Consider the following 22,451-nt stretch of genomic DNA (forward strand, 5'->3'; position numbering starts at 1 on the left):
ACCCCGATCAAGGCCAGAACCCCCACCACCCCGACATGGCACACAGCTTGCTCACCAACCCACAAAAACACAGCCGCCGCCACCGGCGACCCCCGTCCCACCCAAATCACCGCTCAAAAATCATGACCCAATCACCCTTCCGCCAAACGCGCCGCGCCTGGCTGGCCGCCCTGCTCCTTTCCCCAGTCCTCGCATTAACCACCCCCACAGCACACGCCGACGCACTCGACAACATCACCAAAGCCGGCGTATTAAAAGTAGCCGTCCCAGAGGACTACCCGCCGTTCGGCTCAGTCGGCCCCGACATGCAACCACAAGGCTACGACATCGACACCGCCGCGCTGCTCGCCAAGTCGATGAACGTCAAGCTGCAGCTCGTGCCGGTCAACAGCGCAAACCGCATCCCCTACCTGCAGACCAACAAGGTCGACCTGGTGATCTCATCGCTCGGCAAAACACCCGACCGCGAAAAGGTGATCGACTTCTCGGACGCCTACGCCCCCTACTATCAAGGCGTGTTCGGCCCCGCCGACATCAAGGTAAACAGCCCCGCGGATCTCACCGGCATGACGGTTGGCGCCACCCGCGGCGCGCTGGAAGAAATCGCCCTCACACAGATGGCGCCGAACGCAACCATCAAGCGCTTCGAAGACAACAACGCCACCATCGCGGCGTTCCTCTCCGGCCAGGTGCAACTGATCGCGGCCGGCAACATCGTCGCCGCTGCGATCAATGCGAAGAACCCGCCGCGCCGTCCTGAGCCGAAGTTCATCATCAAGGACTCGCCGTGCTTCATCGGCATGAACAAGAACGAAGGCCGCCTGATGGCGAAGGTCAACGCTTCCATCGCGCAAGCAAAGGCCGATGGCACGCTCAACACCATGTCGAAGAAGTGGTTCGGCGCCCCCTTGCCGGCTCACCTGTAAGCCGTTCGTCAAATACAGCGGATATCTTTGCAAGCTGATCTGGCGTTAAGCTTGTCGCGGCTCTTTGTGTCCCTGCGCGAACACGCTGACGCCCATCCTCCATAGCATTGCGCGCCTGTCCTGTCGGGACGGGCGCAATCCAACCCGACATCCGATGAAGCTGACACCCCGCGAGAAGGACAAGCTGCTGATCTTCACCGCTGCACTGCTGGCCGAGCGCCGTCGCGCACGCGGCCTCAAACTGAACTACCCGGAGGCGATTGCGTTCATTTCGGCAGCGCTCATGGAAGCGGCGCGCGACGGCAAGACCGTCGCCGAAGTCATGCACTACGGCACCACCCTGCTTACGCGCGACGACGTCATGGAAGGCGTGCCCGAGATGATTCCGGACATTCAGGTGGAAGCCACCTTCCCTGACGGCACGAAACTCGTGACCGTTCACCATCCGATTCCCTGACCCGTCCCGGAGCTCCTGATGATTCCCGGCGAACTTCTCACCGACGACGGCGAGCACGAACTCAATGCGGGCCGCGCAACGGTCACGATCACCGTGTCGAACACCGGCGACCGTCCGGTGCAAATCGGCTCGCACTACCACTTCTACGAAGTGAACCCGGCGCTGTCGTTCGACCGCGAAGCGGCGCGCGGCTTTCGGCTGAACATTGCGGCGGGCACCGCCGTGCGCTTCGAGCCAGGCCAGGAGCGCACCGTCGAGCTGGTCGAACTGGCCGGCGCACGCATCGTCTACGGCTTCAACGGCAAGGTCATGGGGCCGCTTTAAGCTGCGGCGGCACGAGCCCCCGCAGCGAGCGCCACACGCACCCGCCCTGCCACTTTCCGGACTTCACACCATGACATTACGCATTGGCCGCCGCGCATACGCGGAAATGTTCGGCCCCACGACCGGCGACCGGGTACGGCTCGCCGACACCGAATTGCTGATCGAAATCGAGCGCGACTTCACCACCTACGGCGAAGAAGTGAAGTTCGGCGGCGGCAAGGTGATCCGCGACGGCATGGGCCAGTCGCAGCGCGTCGCGGCCGAGGTGGTCGATACCGTCGTCACCAATGCGGTGATCCTCGATCATTGGGGCATCGTCAAGGCCGATATCGGCATCAGGAACGGCCGCATTGCGGCCATCGGCAAGGCGGGCAATCCGGACATCCAGCCGGGTGTGACGATTCCCATTGGCGCGGCCACCGAAGTGATCGCCGGCGAAGGGCTGATCGTGACGGCCGGCGGCATCGACACGCACATTCACTTCATCAGCCCGCAGCAGATCGACGAAGCGCTCGCGAGCGGTGTGACGACCATGATCGGCGGCGGCACCGGCCCGGCCACCGGCACCAATGCCACCACCTGCACGCCGGGGCCGTGGCACCTCGAACGCATGCTGCAGGCCGCCGATGGCTATCCGATGAATCTCGGCTTTCTCGGCAAGGGCAACGTGAGCGTGCCGGAGCCGGCCACCGAGCAGATCGCCGCGGGCGCGATCGGTCTCAAGCTGCATGAAGACTGGGGCACCACGCCCGCGGCAATCGACAACTGTCTTTCAGTTGCCGACGACACCGACACCCAGGTCGCCATCCACACCGATACGCTGAACGAGGCCGGCTTCGTCGAAGCGACGGTTGCCGCGTTCAAGGGCCGCACGATCCACACGTACCACACCGAAGGCGCGGGTGGCGGCCACGCACCGGACATCATCAAGGTCTGCGGCGAGGCCAACGTGCTGCCGTCCTCGACCAATCCGACCCGGCCGTACACCGTCAACACGCTCGAAGAGCACCTCGACATGCTGATGGTGTGCCACCACCTGGACCCGTCGATTGCGGAGGACATCGCGTTTGCCGAATCGCGGATCCGCCGCGAGACGATTGCCGCGGAAGATATCCTGCACGACCTCGGCGCGCTCTCGATGCTCTCGTCCGACTCGCAGGCTATGGGCCGCGTGGGCGAAGTGATCATCCGCACGTGGCAGACCGCGCACAAGATGAAGGTGCAACGCGGCGCGCTGCCGGAAGACAGTACGCGCCACGATAACTTCCGCGCGAAGCGCTATGTCGCCAAGTACACGATCAATCCGGCCATCACGCACGGCATCTCACACGAAGTCGGCTCGATCGAAGCCGGCAAGTGGGCCGATCTGGTGTTCTGGGAGCCGGCGTTTTTCGGCATCAAGCCGTCGCTGATTCTCAAGGGCGGCATGATCGCGATGGCGCAGATGGGCGACCCGAACGCTTCGATTCCCACGCCGCAGCCGGTGCACTACCGCGATATGTTCGCCACACGCGGCGGTGCGCTGTCACGGACGTCGCTGACCTTTGTGTCGCAGATGAGCGCCGATGCGGGCATCGCCGAGCGCTATGGCCTGAACAAGCGTATCGTACCGGTGAAGAACTGCCGCAATATCAGCAAGGCCGACATGATCCACAACGCCTGGCGTCCGGCGATCAGCGTCGACCCGGAAACCTATCAGGTAATCGCAGACGGCCAGTTGCTGACCTGCGAACCGGCCACCGTGCTGCCAATGGCGCAACGTTACTTCCTGTTCTAAGCCATGCGCACTATCGACAAACTGATTGCTCCCAACGTCAAGCTTGCTGCCGTGCTGATCAAGCGCGCGCCCACGCTCACACTCGACTTCGACGCGCGCCGCAAGAGCCGTCTCGCGGCGACGCTCGACAACGGTGAAGAGGTGGCGCTGGTGCTGCCGCGCGGCACGGTGCTGCGCGACGGCGACGTGCTGGTGGCGCAGGACGGCGGCCTGGTGCGCGTAGTCGCGGCAGCCGAAGCGGTGCTGATGGTCACCGCGCGGGATCGGCTGACGCTCACGCGCGCCGCTTATCACCTTGGCAACCGGCATACACCGGTCGAGGTGGGCGCGGATTATCTGAAGCTCGAATACGATCCGGTGCTCGCGGATATGCTCAAGCGAATCGGCGCGCTGGCCGAGCAGGTGACGTTGCCGTTTCAACCGGAGTCCGGGGCTTATGGCGGCGGACACAAGCACGGGCATGACGAGACGTTCGCTGAGGACTATGCGCTCGCGCAGCAGGTTTATGGTGAGCATCATGGTCATGACCATGAGCATCATGACCACGACCATAGCCACGGGCACGCTCATGACCACGGCCATAGCCATGACCATGATCACAGCCACGAGCACGCACACGGCGCGGGACATGGGCACGAGCATGGGCACAATCACAGTCACGGGCACGACCACAACGACTGCGATGCGTCCTGCGACCACGACCACTCGAAACATGCGCATCGCTGAACTCACTGCATTGCTGCATCTCGCGTCGCCGGCGTTGCCGATCGGCGCGTTCAGCTATTCGCAGGGACTCGAAGCGGCCATCGAAGCAAACCTGATCGCCGACGCCGACAGCGCCCGCGACTGGATTGCCAGCGGCCTCGCCAACGTGCTTGCGCGCGGCGAGCTACCGTTCCTCGCCCATCAGATCGAACGCTGGCACACGCATGACGCAACGAACCTCACCCAGGCCAATAGCGAGTTCCTCGCGAGCCGCGAATCCGCGGAACTGCGCCGCGAAACCGAGCAGATGGGCTGGTCGTTGCGGCAATTGTGCGTTTCGCTCGAATGGGGCGACGCCGAACGCCGCGCCACGCTGGCCGCAATAGTGCCTCTGGCACAACCGACCGCCTTTGCGTACGCCGCCTTCGCTCACGGCGTCTCTACTGAGGCTGCGCTCGCCGCCTACGCATTCAGCTGGGTCGAGAACCAGGCCGCCGCTGCCTTGAAAGCGGTCCCGCTTGGACAACTCGCAGGGCAACGGATCATCGTCGCGCTACGCGCACCCATCGACGCTGCCGTCCAGCACGCACTCGCCACCGCACCCGGTGACATCAATACCTTCGCGCCGCAGCTAGGTATTCTGTCGGCGCGTCACGAGTCGCAGTATTCGCGACTGTTCCGCTCATAGCACTGAAAGATCATGAACACACTTCAGCACCATACCGCTCAACGCACCAAGAAACTTCCACCGTTGCGTGTGGGAGTCGGAGGCCCGGTCGGCTCCGGCAAGACTACGCTGCTCGAAATGCTCTGCAAGGCGATGCGCGAGCGCTACGACCTGGTCGCGATTACCAACGACATCTACACCAAGGAAGACCAGCGTCTGCTGACCGTGGCGGGAGCGTTGCCCGCAGAGCGGATCATGGGTGTGGAAACAGGCGGCTGCCCGCACACCGCCATCCGCGAAGACGCCTCGATCAATCTGGAAGCGGTCGACCGCATGCTGACGCGCTTTCCCGATGCAGACATCGTGTTTATCGAATCGGGCGGTGACAACCTGGCGGCGACCTTCAGCCCGGAACTGTCGGACCTGACGATTTACGTGATCGACGTGGCCGGTGGCGAGAAGATTCCGCGCAAGGGCGGACCGGGGATCACGAAGTCGGATCTGCTGGTCATCAACAAGACCGACCTCGCGCCGATGGTCGGCGCGAATCTCGACGTGATGGCTTCGGACGCGAAGAAGATGCGCGGCGAGCGGCCGTTCGTGATGTGCAATCTGAAGGCGCTCGACGGGTTGGATGTGGTGGTGTCGTTTATCGAAAGGAAGGGGTTGTTGACTGTTTGACGTGTCAGCAACCGTCAGAGGTCACTCCGGCAACAACGCCATCAACACATCCACCGTGCGCGCCGTCGCCCCGCGATGGCGCGCCGCAAACGCCGAGGCCGCGCCGCTCATCGCCGTGCGCCGCGCCTTGTCGCTGAACAGCTCACGCAATGCCTGCGCCAGTTCCGCCGGGTCCTGCACCTGCACCGCCGCGCCCGCCGCCACAGCATCCGCCGTGGCCTGGGTGAAATTGAACACATGCGGCCCGATCAGCACAGGCACACCCACCGCACACGCCTCAATCAGATTCTGCCCGCCCAGCGGCAACAAGCTGCCACCGATAAACGCCAGATCCGACGCCGCGTAGTAAGCGCCCAGCTCGCCCATCGAGTCGCCGAGCAACACGGTCACATTGGCCGGCAACGCACGCGCGACGCCCTGCGCGGACGCCCCCGCCGCACCCGGCGCCCAGGTCGAGCGACGCTCATAGCGCAACCCCGTTCTCTCGACCAGCGCCGCCACCTCGTTAAAGCGCTGCGGATGACGCGGCACCAGAATCAGCAACGCGTCCTCGACGCCCAGCGCCGCAAACGCCTGCAGCACCAGTTCCTCTTCGCCTTCACGCGTACTCGCCGCCACCCACACCGGACGCGTGCCGATCGCCGCACGCCAGGTGTGGCCACGCGCCGCGAGTTCAGGCGGCGTGCTCATATCGAACTTCAGATTGCCGAGCACTGCAACGTTACGTGCGCCCAGCGCCGTCAGGCGTTCGGCATCGGACGGACTTTGCGCCAGCACCCGCGCAAAGCCGCCGAACACCTCGCGGGTGCCCTTGCCAAACCTCGCCGCGCGCCTGAACGAGCGCGCCGACATCCGCGCATTGGTCAGCACCAGCGGCACATCGGCGCGGCGGCATTCGTCGATCAGCGCCGGCCACACTTCGGTTTCCATCACCAGTCCCAGCGACGGCCGCCAGGCACGCAGAAAACGCCGCACCACATGCGGCATGTCATACGGCACATAGCTGCGCAGTACGCGGTCGCCGAAAATCTGCTCGCCGGTGGCGCGCCCGCTCGGCGTCATATGAGTGAGCAGGATGCGCGCATCGGGCCGCGCCTTCATCAGCGCCTCGATCAGCGGCTGCGCCGCGCGAGTCTCGCCCACCGACACCGCATGCACCCAGATCAACGGCGCATCGTCCTCCGGCAGCCTGCCGCGTGCATAGCCAAAACGCTCGCCGATATGCTCGCGGTAGCCGCGTTCCTTGCGCGAACGGATCAGCAAACGCAACACCGCCACCGGCGCGATGATCCACCAGAGCGCGTTATAGATTGCCCTTAGCATCCGCGCTCCGCACTCGGGTCCGCAATGTTGTCGAAATCGGCGCGGCTCCGCGCAAAGCTGGCGGCGCTCAAACCAGCGCCCTGCCCTTGAGGCGTTCGAGGATGCCGAGCGGCGCGCACTCGGGCTGCGCCATGGCCTTGACCGGCAGGAAGAAGGTCTGCTCCATCATGAACTGGCCGGACATCACGGCATGCGAGGTCTGATCGGAGAAGCACACCCACACGCAGCCAGGTGGAAACGGCATGGTCTCCTGCGGGCTCGATTTCTGATACTCGAGATCGGCCTTCATGCTGTCGTGCAGATTCAGCATCAGATGGTCGTACTCGCTGCGCAGCGACTTGGTGACGTGCAGCAGGTTCATCAGCCACGCGGAACCGGGCATTTGCGGCTTGATGCGCGGCAGGAAACGGTTAGCCATGTCCTCGAACGGCTCGCCCACCCGCCACACACGCGGCGCGCCATGCGGGTTGATATTGGTGAACACGCGCAAGATACGCTCGCCGTAATTCGGGCGCGACGGGAAGGCATCCACGTGCAGGCGGCTGTCGTCCTTGCGCCACGAGGTCTGGCGGGTTTCGACCTGATGCAGCCGCAGGCTCGTCGGCGCGACGCGCAGCTTGCCGTCGTACTCGGGGAACAGAGCGTCCACCAGCGAGCGGGCGTTGGCCTGATAACGTGCGATCAAGGCACGCACCGCCGATTGCGTCACCGCATCGCCCACCACGCCATGCAGCGCGCCGCCGTTCGGTTCGAGACTGATGTTCTTGCGGTTCGGATCGGCCAGCGCCGGGTCGAGCAGCGCCTGCTCGCCGCCTTCGATCGCAAAACGCAAATTCGGGAAATACAGCACCTTGCCGCGCTCGACGCCGGCCAGCAGCGTCTCGCGCGGCACAGACAGGTTGTGTCCGTGCCAGTCAGCGCTTGCAACTTCGATGATCTGGGTTTCGTTCATGGTCGCCCTTCAAAAGCGGATGGAGCGTAATTCGCGTGGCTGCGGGGGTTTGCTGTCCCGCAGCATGTTGTCCTGGCTACGTGGCCCTGGCCTCGCGGTCCTCGTAACCGGGCCGGGATGCCGCGCCGGTCACCTGTCACCGGTCGGCCAGCGTGAGCCATAGAGCCGCAGAGTCACAGCGCCCCAGGCACGGCCTTATAGCAGCCCAAAACCGGCCAGCGCGGACTTTACCTGCTGCAGCGTCGGCGGCTGGCCGGCGGTGCCGAGATTGACGACATTCGGCGACCAGTAGCCGCCGGTGCGCCAGGCGGTCGCGAAATTGTACAACTCGACCGTGGGCCGCTTCAGCGCAGCCGCAATATGAACTAGACCTGTGTCAACCCCGACGGTCGCGGCTGCGCCGTCGATCAGGCCGACCACCGCCGGTAACGAGAGGCGCGGCGGCACGATCGCCGCGGCGCCGAACTCCTTCGCAAGCCGCTCGCTGGTAGCGCGTTCCGCGTCGCTGCCCCACGGCAGCACGATCGAGGCGCCGCGCCGCACCAAGGCCTGACCCAACTCGATCCACGCGGCGTCCGGCCATTGCTTGTCGGCGCGCGAGGTGGCGTGCACGAACACCACGTAAGGCACCGGCAGGTTCAGATTTGCCTCGGACAGGGCCAGCGCAGCGCGGCCGGTGTCGAGGCCGAAATCGATCTCGTCGGTCGGCTCGGGCTTCGGGTCGTTCAGCGCGGCGGCTACCAGTTGGCGCGTGCGCTCCACTACGTGGGTGCGCGGCTCGATCGGCACGCGCTTGTCGTAGAAGAAGCGCACCGGCCATTCGTAGCCGGCGCCGTCGGTGCGGTTGCCCAGCCCGACCACCGGACCGCGCGCCATGCTGGCCACCCATGCGGTCTTGATGAGCCCCTGGCAGTCGATTACCAGATCGTATTTCTCGTCAGCCAGCGCGCGGCGGAACGCACCGATTTCGCGCCAGTTGTCGAGCGACAGCAGCCGCTTGCGCCAGCGCCGCAGCGAGACGGGGATAGCCCGGTGCACACCGCTTACAAGCTGCACGAGCCCCATGAAGCTCTCTTCGACGAGCCAGTCGATCTGCGCATCGGGATGGCGGCGGCGAATGTCCGCGATCACCGGCATGTTGTGCACGACGTCGCCCAGCGACGACACTCGCACGATCAGTATCTTTTGCACGCTCAAAAGTGGAACGCCGGCAATCCGGCCATAAGATGCGTTGAAAGGACGGCAATTTTAGCTTGCCGCGTGCAAAAAACATGAAAAAACGCGGCGCAGTGCAAAAGCACCGCGCCGCGTGTGGCGGCGATCCAGCCCGGCGCGCCCGCGGGCCGTGAGGCCGGAGGAAGCGCGCCGCCGCCGTTATAGCGGTCAGAACGGCAGTTTGGCGTCCGGCTTCTCGGCCAGAATCACGCGGCGGAAGTCCTCCTGAATGCGCGCGAGCGCGGCGTCGTTATCCGCCTCGAAGCGCATCACGACCACCGGCGTGGTGTTCGACGAGCGCGCCAGACCGAAGCCGTCCGGGTATTCGACGCGCAGGCCGTCGATCTTGACCACGTCGTCCGCGCCGGTGAACTGGGCGCTCTTCTGCAGACGCGCGATCAGTTCGAAGTTTTCGCCTTCTTCGAGCTTCAGTTGCAATTCCGGCGTGGAATGCGAATTGGGCAGCGAGTTCAGCAGCGCGCTCGGGTCGCTGACGCGGGCGAGAATTTCAAGCAGGCGCGCACCCGTGTACAGGCCGTCGTCGAAGCCGTACCAGCGGTCCTTGAAGAACACGTGGCCGCTCATCTCACCGGCCAGCGGGGCGCCGGTTTCGCGCAGCTTGGCCTTCACCAGCGAGTGGCCGGTCTTCCACATCAGCGGCTCGCCGCCCTTGTCCTTGACCCACTTCGCCAGATTGCGCGTGCACTTCACGTCATAGATGATCTGCGCGCCCTTGTTGCGCGACAGCACTTCTTCGGCAAACAGCATCAACTGGCGGTCCGGATAGATGATCTGGCCGTCCTTGGTGACCACGCCGAGACGGTCGCCGTCGCCGTCGAACGCGAAACCGATTTCAGCGTCGGTCTCCTTCAGCGCCTTGATGACGTCCTGGAGGTTCTCCGGGTGAGCCGGGTCCGGGTGGTGATTCGGGAAGTTGCCGTCGATTTCCGTGAACAGTTCAACCAGTTCGCAGCCGAGCTTCCTGAACAGCTTCGGCGCAAGGCCGCCGGCCACGCCGTTACCGGTGTCCACGACGATCTTCAGCGGCCGGGCCAGCTTGATGTCGCTGGCGATGCGCTCGAGGTACGCGTCGGCGATGTCGTAGTCGGCATAGCTGCCGTTGCCGCTGGCGAAGTTGTCGTCGACGATGCGCTGATGGAGCGCAAGGATCTGCTCGCCGTAAATGGCGGCGCCGCGCAGCACCATCTTGAAGCCGTTGTAGTCGGGCGGATTGTGGCTGCCGGTCACGACGATGCACGAGTCGACGCGGCGCTCGCCGCCTGCCAGCTGGAGCGGCACGTTCGCGGCGAAGTAGCCGACCGGCGTGGGCACCATGCCGACGTTGACCACATCGACGCCTGCCGAGCGCAGGCCGTCCGACAGCGCGGCGACCAGCTCGGGACCCGACAGGCGGCCGTCGCGCGCGACCACGACGGCGTCGCCGCCTTGCGCACGCACTTCACTGCCGAACGCGCGGCCGATCAGACGAGCGGTATCGGCATCGAGCGTCTTGCCGATCACGCCGCGAATGTCGTACGCCTTGAAAATGGATTTGGAAATCATGGTTGGCTCACTTGCGTGCATTGGGAAAGTTGACCGGTACCTTGCGTGGTTATGGGCGGTCGTGGGTGGTCATCGCGCTGCGCCCCGGCCGGAAGCACTCCGGTTCCAACTTATAATTGCGCTTTTCTGACACGCCATACAGACGACTATTCTAATGCTTAGACGCCCTCCTCTTGCAAAGTTGCCGCTTCGGACGGCCAGGTGGGCAATCGCAGCCACAGCCGCGCCGGGTCCGGCCAGGCGGCGGGCGGGCGCTGGATGCTGACGCTCCGGCGCCTCTCCGCGCGCTTCGCCAATCCCGACGTCACGCGGGCGTTTGCGAATATCGTCTGGCTCGGGCTGGAACGGCTGACGCAGATCGCCGTCGCCATTCTCATCAGCGGCATGCTGGCGCGCTACTTCGGCCCGGATATCTTCGGCAAATGGCAGTACGCCAATACGCTGCTGCTGGTGCTCTCGCCCATCACCTGGGTGTGCGGCGCCGAAATCCTCGTGCCGACCATCGTCAACCGGCCGCCGGCGCAACTCGGCACCGTGCTGGGGAGTGCCTTTGCGCTACGCATCTCGGTTTCGGCCGGCGCGCTGCTGCTGACCTGGATCGGGATTGCCGCCGGACTCACCGATCCGCTCGTCGGCGCCATGCTGGCCGGGCTGGCCGTGACCATGCTGTTTCGCGAGCCGTTTGTCGGCGTGATCAATTCGTGGCTGCAAAGCATGACGTACAGCAAGCCGCAACTGCTCACCAGCATGAGTACCGCCATCGTCAAGGCCGGACTCGTGTACCTGCTGGTGCGGGCCGCCACCACGCCGTCGCGCTTCGGCTGGCTGTGGGCGCTCGAATCGGCGGCAATCGGCGCGGTGCTGCTCGTGTATTACATCCGGCGTCACGGCGGCAAGCTCGGCTGGCACGTAGACCGCTCGCTCTTCAGGCACTTTGCCTCGGCCGGCACGGTGTTCTGGCTCGGCCTGATCTGCATGTACCTGTTCCTGAAACTCGACCGGCTGATGCTGGAACGGGCCATTTCATTTGCCGATCTCGGCCGCTACTCCGCGGCCCAGCAACTGAACGAGAACTGGATCACGCTCGCGCTGATGCTGGCGCAGACTATCGCTCCCGCTTTCGTCTACCGGGTCCAGGAACCCGGTCACCTGCGCCGCAACATGTGGCGCCTGACGGCGATGACCGCGGCCCTGATGGTGAGCGGCGCGGTGGTGCTCGACCTGCTGGCGGGAATCATCATCCGCCGCGTGTTCGGTCCGGCCTACGAAGGCGCCATCGAGATCTTCCGTTGGGCCGTCTGGCTCTCCGTGCCGGCCGGGATCGAGGCGATCGGTAACCTGATCGTGCTGAAATATCAGGCCAAGTTCGTGCTGCTGGCGAAGTGGCTGCTGGCGCTGGCCGTGGCGTTCGTCGTCAATCTGCTGGCGATTCCGCGCCTCGGCCCCTATGGCGCGCTGGTCGGACTTGCGGTGGGCTATCTGGCCGCCGCGTCGGTCAACCTCTATTACATCCGCTTCAAGCTGCGCCCATGACGAATTCATCCGCCTCCGGGCACGGCGTCCAAACCCCGGGATCGACAGCGCAACCGGCGGAGGACACGTGGCTCCGTCCTTCGGGCGATGCCCTCGGCGATATCGCCGTGCTGATGCCCGCGTATAACGGTCAGGCGGATGTCGAGCGCACGCTGGCCTCGTTCAGCGAAGAGGCACCGGTCCATGTGCTGATCGTCGATGACGGCAGCACGCCGCCGATCGTGGCTCCTTTCCTGCCGAACCTCATAGTCGAGGTCCTGCGCATGCCGCAAAACGGCGGAATCGAGAAGGCTCTGCAAAGCGGCATCGACGCGCTTGCCGAGCGGGGATTCCGCTACGCGGCACGAATCGACGCGGGCGACCTGACCGTGCCGCAGCGGCTCGCGAAACAGCGCGCGTATCTGGAAGCGAACCCGCGGGTGGCCGGTCTCGGCATGTGGACCCAGGTGGTCAAGCGCGACGGCACACCGCTCTTCATGCTGACGCCGCCCGCCGCACCCAGCGCAATTCGCCGCATGCGCTTTTACCGTAGCTGTCTCGCCCATCCTTCGATGACGCTGCGTATCGACGCCGTGCGCGCGGTCGGCAATTATCAGGCGCAGTACCGTTCGGCTGAGGACCTTGATCTGTTCCTGCGTCTGATGGAGCGTTACGACTGCGCGAACCTGCCGGAACTGGGCCTTTACTACGAACTGAACGAAGGCGGCATCAGCGCCACCAAACGACGCCGCCAGGTGAGCTCCACACTGCGCCTGCAACTGCGCTACTTCAACGCGGCCAACCTGTATGACTGGCTGGGGCTGGCCAAGAACCTGCTGCATCTCGTCACACCGTATCGCACGTTGCAGGCGGTGAAGCGCAGGCTGTTCGCCCCGCGCGCCGGCGCCTAGCCACGCAGCCCGCCGGCCATGAATTACCCAGGCACTCTCCGTCTCGTCAAGCCCCAGTAGAACAACCATGAAGCCCAACGTTTCCAGCGTGTCCCTGCGCATTACACTCGTCTGCAACACTGCGTGGGCAATCTACACGTACCGGCAGGGGCTGATCCGCGAGCTCGTTGCACGCGGCGTCGAAGTCACGGTGCTGGCGCCGCGCGACCGTACCTTCGAACTGTTGAGCGGCATGGGTTGCCGCTGCATCGATCTGCCGGTAGCATCGAAAGGCACCAACCCACGCGACGACCTGCGCACGCTGTGGGCGCTCTACCGCCACTACCGGACGATCCGGCCGCACATCGTGTTTCACTATACGATCAAGCCGAACATCTACGGCTCGATTGCGGCGAGGCTGGCGGGCGTCGATTCGGTGGCGGTGACCACCGGACTCGGCTACGTGTTCATCCAGCAGAGCCGCGCGGCCCAGGTCGCCAAAAAGCTGTACCGTTTTGCCTTCCGCTTTCCGCGCGAAGTCTGGTTTCTGAATCGCGACGATCAAGCCGCCTTCGTCGATCAAAAGCTGCTCGCGCATCCCGAGCGCGCCCGCCTGCTGCACGGCGAGGGGGTCGATCTCGAGCAGTTCGCCTTCACGCCGCTGCCGGACAAGGCGCAGTTCGATTTTGTGCTGATCGGCCGGCTGCTATGGGACAAGGGCGTGGGCGAATACGTCGAGGCGGCGCGGCGCCTGCGCGCACGCTATCCGCACGCGCGCTTCCGTCTGCTCGGGCCGGTGGGCGTGGATAATCCCAGTGCGATCACGCGCGAAGAGGTGGCCGCATGGGAGCAGGAAGGTGTGATCGAATATCTGGGCGAGGCACATGACGTGCGGCCGTTTATCGCCGCGGCGGATTGTGTCGTATTACCCTCGTATCGTGAGGGCGTGCCGCGCACGCTGATGGAAGCCTCGGCGATGGGCCGGCCGATCGTCGCGACCGATGTGCCCGGCTGCCGGGAAGTGGTCGCAGACGGCGTCAATGGTTTGCTGTGCGAAGTCCGCAATGCGGAGAGTCTTGCTGCGCGGCTCGCACAGATGCTCGAGATGAGCGGCGAAGCACGCCGTGCGATGGGCGAACGCGGCCGGCAGAAAGTCGCGGCGGAATTCGACGAGAAGGTGGTCGTCGAAAAATATAAAGACCTGGTTCGCAACTTGACGGGCGTTTCACTTTAACGGAGCACAGCATGGCCACGAAGGGCACGATTCTGGTAACGGGCGGCGCGGGCTTTATCGGCTCGCACACGTGCGTCGAACTGTTGAACGGCGGCTACGATGTCGTCGTGATCGACAATCTCGTGAACAGCAATCGCGAATCGCTCAGGCGCGTCGAACAGATCACCGGCAAGACCGTCACGTTCTACGACGCCGACGCGCGCGACGAAGCCGCACTGCAGCGCATTTTCGACGCGCATCCGGTGACGGGCGCGATCCACTTTGCGGCGTTGAAGGCCGTGGGCGAATCGGTGGCAAAGCCGATCGAGTACTACAGCAACAACGTGGGCAGCCTGCTCACGCTGCTCGGCGTGATGCGCGATCGCAACGTGAAGCAGTTTGTGTTCAGCTCGTCGGCCACGGTGTACGGCGTGCCGAAGAGCTCGCCGATCGACGAGTCGTTTCCGCTCTCGGCAACCAATCCCTATGGGCAATCCAAGCTGATCGCCGAACAGGTGTTGCGCGATCTCGAAGTGGCGGACCCGAGCTGGCGGATTGCCACCCTGCGCTACTTCAATCCGGTGGGCGCGCATGAGAGCGGGCTGATCGGCGAAGATCCGGCCGGGATTCCGAACAACCTGATGCCGTATGTCGCGCAGGTGGCGGTGGGCAAGCTCGAAAAGCTGCGCGTGTTCGGCGGCGACTATGAGACGCCGGATGGGACTGGCGTGCGTGACTACATCCATGTGGTGGACCTGGCGCGTGGGCACCTTGCGGCGCTCGATGCGCTGGTCAGGCATGATGCGAGTTTTGTGGTGAATCTCGGCACGGGTCAGGGGTATAGCGTGCTCGATGTGGTGCGTTCGTTCGAGAAGGCATCGGGCCGGCCGGTGCCTTACGAGATCGTCGCGCGGCGTCCGGGCGATGTGGCGTCCTGCTATGCCGACCCGGCTGCGGCGGCGAAGCTGCTCGGATGGACGGCTGAGTTTGGCATCGAGCGTATGTGTGCGGATCACTGGCGGTGGCAGGAGAAGAATCCGCAAGGGTTTAAAGCACCGTAGCTTTTAGTGAACCGGCGGCCGGTTAGCCGCTCACGAAGACCGGCCACCGCGTTTCGCAGCAGCCACCACCATTGGGCCCGGCATCAGCCCAAAAAGCGGCGCCATGCTGTAAGGCATGGCGCCCAGACGCGCCTCTCGTGGCGGCGTGAAAAATATCGGCGATCCAACCGCCCGCGCTACGCCCGATCAGAACGAGTGCTGAATACCCGCATACGCGCCGGTCTGACTATGGCCTTGCAGCGGGTTCTCGTTGTACACGCCGTCGCTCAAGCCGCCAGGCCCTTCATTGTTGGCATCCAGACCGAAGTTCGCGCTGCTGCTGTTACGCACCGTCGCGACCTGGAAGTCGAGCAAGGTCCGCTTCGAGAGGTTGTACGTGCCGCCGATCGTATAGATGGTTGCGTTGCCGCCTCCATTGTTGGCGTTCACGTGATAGACCGCGGCGATCAGCGCGGCAGCCGTCGTGGCCTGCCACGTCACGCCGCCCCATTCCAGATCGGCGGTGGTCGGCGCCGTCGGCGAGCCTGCCGGCGTGACTACGCCACCCGAGGTGCGCTCAGCCGTATAAGCGGCTTGTACCTTGAAACGGCCAAGGAACAGGTTACCGCCGACAAAGTATTCACGCGATGCCGTGAACGGATTGTCGAGCTGGCCGTTCAGCGGATCGCGAATTTCGTCATAGATGCCGCGCAACTGGAACAGCGAATTGGTGTACGTAAGCTGCAGGCCGTCGGTACGGCCGGTGGCTGCGCCCGACGCGCCGGCATTCCAGTTCGTGGAGTTCGACAGGCCATACTGACCGAACACGTCGAAACCATAGAGCTTCGGCGATTGGTACGAAATGTTGTTGCTAGTGTGCTCCCAGTTACGGCCGCGGACCAGCGAAGCCGACGACCAGTTCGACTGGCCGAACGGATCGAAATCCCAGTCGCCATTGGCGATCTGCAACTGGCGCCCTAACAACGCCGTACCGAACTGGTCGTTGGAAAGACCGACGTTTGCAATCCGGTCAAAGATAGACCCCGGCAGACCAAACGAGCCATTCGCAGTACTAAATGCGCCTTCCAACTGAAAAACCGCCTTGTTTCCGCCACCCAGATCCTCAGAGCCTTTGATACCCCACAGGCTCGTACCCCAGTCACCGCTCTCCTGCCGCCAGCGCGAGGTGGAACCGGTATAGCTGTTGTTCGGCAAGCCGTTTATATATTCGATGCCGGCATCCAGGCGGCCATACAAGGTCACGCTACTCTGGGCATGCGCCACCACGCCGGCCGACATCAACGCTGCGGCAAGCAAACTCCTCTTCATCCTCATCCTCTCCTCCGTACCGTTTTAAAGGAATGCAATCCACCCGATGGGTGGAGCAAAACTACTTTTAATTGGGGTTCTTTTACTACTTTGATAACCAGTCTACCAAAACGTATTTCATCAAGCACAACAATCCATGGCCTCTTTAGACCATGTTCCAAAACAGCAACACAAACAGATTGAAAGCAATTCCCCGCCTCACAACGAGGTCATGGAGCGTGTCGTTTCACATAACAGGATGCTCGCACTTCGAAGCAGTTAAATTTTCCGCATTGTGGTGATTAGCAAGAAATCCGGAAACAAGCGATTATCGAATTCGCAAACAATCGAAGAAGCACGCAATTTCGGTGCGAATTTAATTTCTGATTTGGAAATAGATATTTTCCGCTTCTGGCAACATTGAAACTGGACGCAAGGAGAGCCGCCGCGCTGCGCCAGTCAGGCGAGCGAGGTTCATGAAGGCCGACGTTCAGGTACGGAGAGACGACGGATCAGAGTGCAGCTTCGGCAGGCGCCTGCGTCGGAATGCTGGGTTGTTGGCTAAGCATTTGATAGCGGGACACGGGATCGAGCCGGTAGCCGTAGTTGTAGATCGGCGTAAGCACGAAGTCGGCATCGTCGCGCAGTTGCAGCTTGGAGCGGATCGCTGATATGTGCGCGGTCATGGTGCGTGCATTGATGCGGTCATCGTGCCGCCAGACCGCCCCAGCAAGATAGACACGCGACACCGGCCGAGACAGATTCCTGAACAGGATCAGGGCCAACTGATATTCCTTCTGTGTCAGCGGAACCCGCGCTTCACCCACCAGTACGCTGCGCCCGTGAGTGTCGCCGGGTGGTTCGAAGATGTAGCGGCCAAATTGTGTCGCCGTGGTAAGGGCGTATCCGTCCCACGTTTTGCTGAGCATGGTCTTTACGCTCGCGGCCAACCCTCGCGCGGAAACGGGTTTGAGAAGAAAGCCGTCTTTCTCCCGGATCATCTGGCTCAGACGCCGCTCGTCACTACCGACGACAAGCATCTTTCGCTCAGGCCAGAAAATCTCGGCAAGATAAGAAATGAGCCGCTTATCGAGCTTCATCGCGTCGGTATCGACAATCGCCAGATCGGCTTCAACGACCCACGGGCTATCGACCAGCGCATGAGGCGTGCCATAACCACGGCAGTGATAGCCGGCGTGCCGAAGCATAGTGGCCATCGACCATGGATTATCAGGATCATTCTCGAGTGTCACCAGCTTCATCGCTCTTCCCGCTCAATAAAACACATAAGCCATACGCGCAGACCAGACGGTATTACCCGCACTCTATTTGATTTGGACAAATTCAGCAGGCACGGTGACACGCCGCAATTCAGCGGCATCCATTTAGAAGCGGTATCATTTCCACTCATGCAAAAGTGTTTTGAGCGATTTCGCACCAATGCTGGAAATCGCCATCAAGATACAATTGGGTAAGTTTCCGAAAGGATCCGCTTTCGAAGCGTCAACCTTGTTCTGTAGTCAGGATTCCGATGGACACGTTGGACAGTATGCGGATGTTCGTTCGAGTCGTAGAGGCCGGCAGCTTCACGAAGGCCGCGTCGCTCTCATCCGTGAGCACGCCGCAGATGTCACGCGCGATCACCGACCTGGAGTCTCGACTGCATACACGCCTGCTGCACAGAACGACGCGGCACATGTCGTTGACGGAAGCCGGCGAACGCTATTTGCAGCATTGCGAACAGATTCTGGCCCAGGTCGATCTGGCGGAGGCGGAAGCAGCGGGAACCGGTGGCCAGCCGTCCGGAAAACTGCGCGTACATGGCACGACCAGTTTCGGGCAGCATTATCTGGCGCCGCTGATTGCCCGCTATAACAAGCGCTTTCCAGACGTGCTGATCGAACTGGTGCTGGCGCAGCGGGTACCCGATATGGTCGAAGAGGGTTTCGACGTCTCGGTCGTGGTCGCGCGGGAACTGGCGGATTCAGCCCTGGTGTCGCAACGCATTGGCAGTGTTTATACGGTTCTCTGCGCTTCCCCGCAATACCTGGCAAAGCACGGCACACCCCTGCGCCTCGCGGATCTGCATAAACACACCTGCCTGCAACTGGTTCTGCCGGATGTGCCGCTCGGACGATGGCATTTCGAAGGCGCCGACGAACCGGTTTTCCGTCACGCCAGCCCCACGCCGCTCACCGTCAATGTGGCCGAAGCGCTGGCCGAGGCTATTCGCGAAGGCATGGGCATTGGGCCCTTGCCCATCTCGGTGGCGCTGCCCGCGATGCGCGACGGCAGCCTCGTGCGCGTGTTGCCGGAACACCATCTGCGCGCGAACAACGTCTACGCGTTGTACGCGTCGAGACGCTATCTCGACGCCAAGATCAAAACCTTTGTCGAGTTCTTGCGGGAACAGGTGCCGGTTTCGTTAGCCGCGCAGGACCGGGAGCTGGCGGCGTTCGGACAAGGTCTGATCCACGAACCGCAGTCGATCTGAACCGCGTGGACCGATAGTTAAGGCCCTTTGCGCGCAAGAGGGATAAACTGAAAGCAAGACGGTCCCCGGAGCGCGATCATGGCCGACTCTACTCCTGCCAGCACATTTCGCGGGCTTCCCTTGACCGCGGAGCAAGACGCGGAAATCCGGCACTATATAAAAAAGCAAAAACAGCGTGGTGCGCCCTGGAACACGCCGGAGCTCGCAGCCATGCTGCATGACATGCTCGATCCCCCCGGCGACGAGGATGAAGAGGACGGGGAAGCCGGCGAAATCGTCGACGAGGCCAAGGCGGCTACGGAACGGGCAAGCGCCTTCATTGACGAGACCATGGACCCCATCGAGGCCAGCGAAGAGCGGAATGCGGCAATGGAAGCCGAGGGGATGAGAGGGCCGAAGCGGTGAATCGAGCGGCGTGCGGAGCACTAGCCCAGTTCAAAGGTAGTCACACCAAACACACCCTCGAGTTCGATCGCTGGCACCTGCCTGGTGTACATCCGCGCCGTTTCGAATATACGGCTCATGCCATGCCGCTCGGCCAGCGCAACAGCGGACGGGTTGGCTTCCGGTACATCAAGCGAGACAGGTTGCGATCGCGAGCGGGCGGCCAGTGCGTCAAGCAGGCGCGCGGCAATCTGCTCATCATCTGCGAACAGCGGGCCGACCTTGCATCCTTCCCGGCACGCACGCAGGACAGCATAGCCGGTTATGCGGGTTTCGGAGACCGTCGCCACTGCGATCGCATCCGCCTGCCCCACCCACTGGGCGAGGAACTCCGGACGACGCGACGGAAAGAAGCGTGCGTCATAGGCAAGCAGACGATCAAAAGGGAGCGTGGCCACCTCCTTGACGTCGGCATGCGCTTTGCCCGCCATCACGCCCTGGAAGCGGATATTGCGGTAAGCGAGTTTAAAGCCCGACTTCCTGTAGTTCGGCTGTTGGGCAACCACCCCGTCTAGGCCTATGTTGCGCTCGCCGAGATATGCCATTGCGTGTTGCCAGATGCGCACGCCAAACCCCATGCCGCGAAATTCGGGTTTGACGATGTAAAGGCCAATAAAGCCGAACGCATCGTCGTAGGCAACCGCTGAGATACAGGCAATCGGCTGGCCCCTCAGCGTGCCGATGAAAAAGCCGCTGGGGTCGGCCTCTCCAAAGCATTGCGCGTCATTCCTGCCGGGATTCCAGCCCTCTGCCGCGGCCCAGTCGAGCGCGAGTGCGATCTCCGCGCGGTTCATCGCCCGTATGGTGAAGTCGTCGTGTACGTGAGGGGTTGGGGTCTTCGAAATCATGGGTGCCTCCCGCAGCAACCCAGCGCCATTGCCGGCGGCGCAGCGTCCAAACCAGAGTACACCATCACGGCAGATATGCTATGTTTTTGTCTGAACAATGATGGACATGCATGTTGAATGGACCGCTTTTTTATGCAGCGGGCCAGCGCCGTCGCATATCTGATGGATCGACGTCAACGCTCGCTCGAACAGATCGAGGCCATGCACGATGCGGACCGTGAATCTGCACGGGGCGAACTCGACCTGCTCGACCGGCTCATCCTCGACGTGCGCGCCGCAAGGGTCGACATGTTTCAATTCAGCCATCCGCAGGCTGTCGCCATTTACGTTTCGGAAGACTAGGTCCTGCGGCGCACGCCTGTGGACCATCTCGCGCGGCGGGTGTCCGAGGGTCTTATCTGGCAACCTTCAGCAGATTGCGAGCCATCTGACTGTCACCACCGGGTGCAGGTTTGCCCGCGGTGGGCGGCTGAGACGAGTAAGCATCGATTGCTTCGTTCGGCGCCGACGTGAACCATAAAATCTGCCCATCGCACTCGATTCCAACCTGACGGCCGTGCCAATAGATTGCGTTTTCCATGCCGTGCCCCTTGGAGAAAACAAAATCACATTTTGCGCGCGGCGTGGAACGACAACGTTGCCGGCCGCACAATGGCAGATGGAAAGTGGCGAGATCCCGCTTTCTCAATCCTTTGAATCCATCAATCTGGATTGGAAACGCCCCATTCCGCCCTGATTCGGCACTTCCATTACGCCCCAAAAAACCTGTCTGCAATACGCGACGCCCGGTAAAGCGCACTGCCCATTAAGCCACCCAAAATGTTACAGTGCAGCCTCATCTTGCGGCCCGTTACATCAAGCGTATGTCGTCACCCAACCCGCCCGCACCTGCCGATAAACGCGTCCGCGTACTATTCCACATCACCGACTTCAACGATGGTGGCATCGAGTCGTCCATCATTCAATGGCTGAGAATTCTCGATCGAAACCGATTTAAAGTCGTGCTTTCTGTCATGCATACGTCACCGGCATTTGAAAACCGGTTTCGGGCATTGATTCCGCCAGATGTGGAGGTCGAGGTATTGGTAGACCGTCCGTGGCTGAAGTACTTTCAGGCGAAACGCTATGAGCGGCGTCTGAGCAAATTGGGGCGGGTGGCGCGTGACGTCCACAACACGCTGGCGGTGCGCCCGCACGTGGCGAGGCGTATGACGCAACTTGCGCAGCGGGTCGACGTGATCGTCGATTTCGACATGTCGTTGCGGCGCCTGTCCGGGCGTTTCGGCGTCACGTGGCTCGGCGTCAATCACTTCAGCTTCGATGCGCGGCTGGGCGGCAGGCCTCGCAAGGTCCGGCGGCTGCTCGAGCAATACCGGCGCTATGACGGCGTGGCCGCGCTGAACCAGCATATGGCCGACGAAGCGAAACGGATTTTTCAGGGCAAGCTGGAGCGCGTAATCGTGCTGCCGAACGCGCTGGATATCGCGTCGATCCGCGAGCGTGCCGCTGCCCCACGCGATGCCTTCAGGGTCACACCCGAGGGCGTGCCCTACATTGTCTCGGTCGCCCGTCTAGACGAGATTCAGAAAGATCACCGGACACTCTTGCGTGCGTATGCTGAGTTGTTGCAGCGTGGCCCCGTTGAAGAGCATCTGGTGATCGTGGGCAACGGTGCATTCCGCGAAGAGCTGGAGAAGCTGGCACACGACCTGGGTATCGCCGCCCGCGTGCATTTTGCCGGCCATCAGGACAATCCGCACCCGATCGTGGCGGGTGCATCGGTGCTGGTTCTGAGTTCGAAGTACGAAGGGATGCCGATGGTGCTGCTGGAAGCGCTCGCAATCGGCAAGGCGATTGTCGCGACCGACTGTCCGACTGGGCCGCGCGAGATTCTGGATGGCGGCAAGGCAGGCGCACTGGTGCCGGTTGGCGATGCCGGGGCGATGGCGGATGCGCTTGGACGGTTACTCACCGACAAGACCGCCCGCGAGGCGGCCGCAGCGGAAGCGCATACGCGTGCCGCCTACTACGGTATCGAGGAAAGCAACGGGCGGTTGATGGCGTTTATTCAAGCAACCATAGTCGTGTAATGGATGGCGGGCCAAGGTCGCA

Annotated in this window: 23 protein-coding genes; 15 read left to right on the forward strand and 8 right to left on the reverse strand. The window is 62.8% G+C overall.

Going from position 1 to position 22,451, the window contains the following annotated elements; genetic code table 11:
- Positions 1-122: 122 nt before the first annotated feature.
- The 7 genes from FFS45_RS35630 to ureG all read left to right on the forward strand — a co-directional run bounded on the left by FFS45_RS35630 (position 123) and on the right by ureG (position 5,537).
- Positions 123-926 carry a transporter substrate-binding domain-containing protein gene (locus tag FFS45_RS35630; RefSeq protein ID WP_137959360.1) on the forward strand — a complete coding sequence of 268 codons (804 nt, stop codon included), beginning with the start codon at positions 123-125 and terminating at the stop codon, positions 924-926.
- 154 nt (positions 927-1,080) lie between these two features.
- Entirely contained in the window at positions 1,081-1,383 is a 303-nt protein-coding gene (ureA, locus tag FFS45_RS35635; RefSeq protein ID WP_074266173.1) for an urease subunit gamma, read from the forward strand.
- Between the two features lie 18 nt (positions 1,384-1,401).
- Complete coding sequence (locus FFS45_RS35640) at positions 1,402-1,707, forward strand: urease subunit beta (protein WP_137959329.1); 306 nt, start codon at positions 1,402-1,404, stop codon at positions 1,705-1,707.
- 70 nt (positions 1,708-1,777) lie between these two features.
- The gene (gene ureC, locus FFS45_RS35645; protein WP_137959330.1) at positions 1,778-3,484 is read left to right on the forward strand and encodes an urease subunit alpha; all 1,707 of its coding nucleotides are present in this window, start codon (positions 1,778-1,780) and stop codon (positions 3,482-3,484) included.
- 3 nt (positions 3,485-3,487) lie between these two features.
- Positions 3,488-4,210 carry an urease accessory protein UreE gene (gene ureE / locus FFS45_RS35650; RefSeq protein WP_137959331.1) on the forward strand — a complete coding sequence of 241 codons (723 nt, stop codon included), beginning with the start codon at positions 3,488-3,490 and terminating at the stop codon, positions 4,208-4,210.
- Complete coding sequence (locus tag FFS45_RS35655; protein ID WP_137959332.1) at positions 4,197-4,877, forward strand: urease accessory protein UreF; 681 nt, start codon at positions 4,197-4,199, stop codon at positions 4,875-4,877. The genes ureE and FFS45_RS35655 overlap by 14 nt, the downstream gene beginning before the upstream one ends.
- A 12-nt stretch (positions 4,878-4,889) precedes the next feature.
- The gene (gene ureG / locus FFS45_RS35660; protein ID WP_137959333.1) at positions 4,890-5,537 is read left to right on the forward strand and encodes an urease accessory protein UreG; all 648 of its coding nucleotides are present in this window, start codon (positions 4,890-4,892) and stop codon (positions 5,535-5,537) included.
- A 21-nt stretch (positions 5,538-5,558) separates the two neighbouring features.
- On the opposite strand, the gene waaA is transcribed toward ureG, so the two are convergent.
- The 4 genes from waaA to FFS45_RS35680 all read right to left on the reverse strand — a co-directional run bounded on the left by waaA (position 5,559) and on the right by FFS45_RS35680 (position 10,590).
- A complete protein-coding gene (gene waaA, locus FFS45_RS35665) occupies positions 5,559-6,860 on the reverse strand; it encodes a lipid IV(A) 3-deoxy-D-manno-octulosonic acid transferase (protein WP_137959334.1) in 1,302 nt (433 codons plus the stop codon).
- A gap of 67 nt (positions 6,861-6,927) precedes the next feature.
- A complete protein-coding gene (locus FFS45_RS35670; protein ID WP_137959335.1) occupies positions 6,928-7,812 on the reverse strand; it encodes a Kdo hydroxylase family protein in 885 nt (294 codons plus the stop codon).
- Positions 7,813-8,007: 195 nt separating this feature from the next.
- Positions 8,008-9,009 (reverse strand): lipopolysaccharide heptosyltransferase I, encoded by a 1,002-nt coding sequence (gene waaC, locus FFS45_RS35675; protein ID WP_137959336.1) that lies wholly within the window; start codon positions 9,007-9,009, stop codon positions 8,008-8,010.
- Positions 9,010-9,195: 186 nt separating this feature from the next.
- Positions 9,196-10,590, reverse strand: coding sequence for a phosphomannomutase/phosphoglucomutase (locus tag FFS45_RS35680; protein WP_137959337.1), 1,395 nt, complete (start codon positions 10,588-10,590; stop codon positions 9,196-9,198).
- Positions 10,591-10,848: 258 nt separating this feature from the next.
- On the opposite strand from FFS45_RS35680, the gene FFS45_RS35685 reads away from it, so the two are divergent.
- The 4 genes from FFS45_RS35685 to galE all read left to right on the forward strand — a co-directional run bounded on the left by FFS45_RS35685 (position 10,849) and on the right by galE (position 15,266).
- A complete protein-coding gene (locus tag FFS45_RS35685) occupies positions 10,849-12,123 on the forward strand; it encodes an oligosaccharide flippase family protein (protein WP_137959361.1) in 1,275 nt (424 codons plus the stop codon).
- Between the two features lie 113 nt (positions 12,124-12,236).
- Positions 12,237-13,013, forward strand: a complete 777-nt coding sequence (locus tag FFS45_RS35690; protein WP_249363062.1) for a glycosyltransferase — start codon at positions 12,237-12,239, stop codon at positions 13,011-13,013.
- Between the two features lie 67 nt (positions 13,014-13,080).
- Entirely contained in the window at positions 13,081-14,226 is a 1,146-nt protein-coding gene (locus FFS45_RS35695) for a glycosyltransferase family 4 protein (protein WP_137959339.1), read from the forward strand.
- Between the two features lie 11 nt (positions 14,227-14,237).
- Positions 14,238-15,266, forward strand: coding sequence for a UDP-glucose 4-epimerase GalE (gene galE / locus FFS45_RS35700; RefSeq protein ID WP_137959340.1), 1,029 nt, complete (start codon positions 14,238-14,240; stop codon positions 15,264-15,266).
- A gap of 186 nt (positions 15,267-15,452) precedes the next feature.
- Here galE and FFS45_RS35705 read toward each other — a convergent pair whose 3' ends face one another.
- Together FFS45_RS35705 and FFS45_RS35710 are read right to left on the reverse strand one after the other, a co-directional pair.
- Positions 15,453-16,574 carry a porin gene (locus tag FFS45_RS35705; RefSeq protein WP_137959341.1) on the reverse strand — a complete coding sequence of 374 codons (1,122 nt, stop codon included), beginning with the start codon at positions 16,572-16,574 and terminating at the stop codon, positions 15,453-15,455.
- A 491-nt stretch (positions 16,575-17,065) separates the two neighbouring features.
- Complete coding sequence (locus FFS45_RS35710; protein ID WP_137959342.1) at positions 17,066-17,815, reverse strand: winged helix-turn-helix domain-containing protein; 750 nt, start codon at positions 17,813-17,815, stop codon at positions 17,066-17,068.
- Between the two features lie 269 nt (positions 17,816-18,084).
- Here FFS45_RS35710 and FFS45_RS35715 point away from each other — a divergent pair, with 269 nt between their 5' ends.
- Both FFS45_RS35715 and FFS45_RS35720 read left to right on the forward strand, forming a co-directional pair.
- Complete coding sequence (locus tag FFS45_RS35715) at positions 18,085-19,047, forward strand: LysR family transcriptional regulator (RefSeq protein ID WP_137959343.1); 963 nt, start codon at positions 18,085-18,087, stop codon at positions 19,045-19,047.
- Positions 19,048-19,125: 78 nt separating this feature from the next.
- Positions 19,126-19,452: a hypothetical protein gene (locus FFS45_RS35720; RefSeq protein ID WP_137959344.1), complete on the forward strand. Its 327-nt coding sequence runs from the start codon at positions 19,126-19,128 to the stop codon at positions 19,450-19,452.
- Positions 19,453-19,472: 20 nt separating this feature from the next.
- Here FFS45_RS35720 and FFS45_RS35725 read toward each other — a convergent pair whose 3' ends face one another.
- Positions 19,473-20,339 (reverse strand): GNAT family N-acetyltransferase, encoded by an 867-nt coding sequence (locus FFS45_RS35725; RefSeq protein ID WP_249363060.1) that lies wholly within the window; start codon positions 20,337-20,339, stop codon positions 19,473-19,475.
- Between the two features lie 117 nt (positions 20,340-20,456).
- Between FFS45_RS35725 and FFS45_RS35730 the strand changes: the two genes are divergently transcribed.
- Positions 20,457-20,681: a hypothetical protein gene (locus tag FFS45_RS35730; protein WP_137959345.1), complete on the forward strand. Its 225-nt coding sequence runs from the start codon at positions 20,457-20,459 to the stop codon at positions 20,679-20,681.
- 52 nt (positions 20,682-20,733) lie between these two features.
- Here the strand turns inward: FFS45_RS35730 and FFS45_RS35735 are convergent, their stop codons facing one another.
- A complete protein-coding gene (locus FFS45_RS35735) occupies positions 20,734-20,919 on the reverse strand; it encodes a hypothetical protein (RefSeq protein ID WP_137959346.1) in 186 nt (61 codons plus the stop codon).
- A 283-nt stretch (positions 20,920-21,202) separates the two neighbouring features.
- Between FFS45_RS35735 and FFS45_RS35740 the strand changes: the two genes are divergently transcribed.
- Positions 21,203-22,429 carry a glycosyltransferase gene (locus FFS45_RS35740; RefSeq protein ID WP_137959347.1) on the forward strand — a complete coding sequence of 409 codons (1,227 nt, stop codon included), beginning with the start codon at positions 21,203-21,205 and terminating at the stop codon, positions 22,427-22,429.
- Positions 22,430-22,451: the final 22 nt, after the last annotated feature.

Origin of the sequence: Burkholderia sp. 4M9327F10, from assembly GCF_005503145.1 — a bacterium.
In the GTDB taxonomy this organism is placed as follows: Bacteria; Pseudomonadota; Gammaproteobacteria; order Burkholderiales; family Burkholderiaceae; genus Paraburkholderia.

Excerpts from the sequence above, each read along its gene's own strand:
- FFS45_RS35705 (WP_137959341.1), bottom strand. The coding sequence starts at position 16,574 with ATGAAGAGGAGTTTGCTTGCCGCAGCGTTGATGTCGGCCGGCGTGGTG.
- ureG (WP_137959333.1), top strand. The coding sequence starts at position 4,890 with ATGAACACACTTCAGCACCATACCGCTCAACGCACCAAGAAACTTCCA.
- FFS45_RS35670 (WP_137959335.1), bottom strand. The coding sequence starts at position 7,812 with ATGAACGAAACCCAGATCATCGAAGTTGCAAGCGCTGACTGGCACGGA.
- FFS45_RS35685 (WP_137959361.1), top strand. The coding sequence starts at position 10,849 with ATGCTGACGCTCCGGCGCCTCTCCGCGCGCTTCGCCAATCCCGACGTC.
- ureA (WP_074266173.1), top strand. The coding sequence starts at position 1,081 with ATGAAGCTGACACCCCGCGAGAAGGACAAGCTGCTGATCTTCACCGCT.
- FFS45_RS35655 (WP_137959332.1), top strand. The coding sequence starts at position 4,197 with ATGCGCATCGCTGAACTCACTGCATTGCTGCATCTCGCGTCGCCGGCG.
- FFS45_RS35715 (WP_137959343.1), top strand. The coding sequence starts at position 18,085 with ATGGACACGTTGGACAGTATGCGGATGTTCGTTCGAGTCGTAGAGGCC.
- FFS45_RS35720 (WP_137959344.1), top strand. The coding sequence starts at position 19,126 with ATGGCCGACTCTACTCCTGCCAGCACATTTCGCGGGCTTCCCTTGACC.
- FFS45_RS35725 (WP_249363060.1), bottom strand. The coding sequence starts at position 20,339 with ATGATTTCGAAGACCCCAACCCCTCACGTACACGACGACTTCACCATA.
- galE (WP_137959340.1), top strand. The coding sequence starts at position 14,238 with ATGGCCACGAAGGGCACGATTCTGGTAACGGGCGGCGCGGGCTTTATC.
- ureE (WP_137959331.1), top strand. The coding sequence starts at position 3,488 with ATGCGCACTATCGACAAACTGATTGCTCCCAACGTCAAGCTTGCTGCC.
- FFS45_RS35730 (WP_137959345.1), top strand. The coding sequence starts at position 20,457 with ATGGACCGCTTTTTTATGCAGCGGGCCAGCGCCGTCGCATATCTGATG.
- FFS45_RS35630 (WP_137959360.1), top strand. The coding sequence starts at position 123 with ATGACCCAATCACCCTTCCGCCAAACGCGCCGCGCCTGGCTGGCCGCC.
- ureC (WP_137959330.1), top strand. The coding sequence starts at position 1,778 with ATGACATTACGCATTGGCCGCCGCGCATACGCGGAAATGTTCGGCCCC.
- waaA (WP_137959334.1), bottom strand. The coding sequence starts at position 6,860 with ATGCTAAGGGCAATCTATAACGCGCTCTGGTGGATCATCGCGCCGGTG.
- FFS45_RS35710 (WP_137959342.1), bottom strand. The coding sequence starts at position 17,815 with ATGAAGCTGGTGACACTCGAGAATGATCCTGATAATCCATGGTCGATG.
- FFS45_RS35640 (WP_137959329.1), top strand. The coding sequence starts at position 1,402 with ATGATTCCCGGCGAACTTCTCACCGACGACGGCGAGCACGAACTCAAT.
- FFS45_RS35680 (WP_137959337.1), bottom strand. The coding sequence starts at position 10,590 with ATGATTTCCAAATCCATTTTCAAGGCGTACGACATTCGCGGCGTGATC.
- FFS45_RS35690 (WP_249363062.1), top strand. The coding sequence starts at position 12,237 with ATGCCCGCGTATAACGGTCAGGCGGATGTCGAGCGCACGCTGGCCTCG.
- FFS45_RS35740 (WP_137959347.1), top strand. The coding sequence starts at position 21,203 with ATGTCGTCACCCAACCCGCCCGCACCTGCCGATAAACGCGTCCGCGTA.
- FFS45_RS35735 (WP_137959346.1), bottom strand. The coding sequence starts at position 20,919 with ATGGAAAACGCAATCTATTGGCACGGCCGTCAGGTTGGAATCGAGTGC.
- FFS45_RS35695 (WP_137959339.1), top strand. The coding sequence starts at position 13,081 with ATGAAGCCCAACGTTTCCAGCGTGTCCCTGCGCATTACACTCGTCTGC.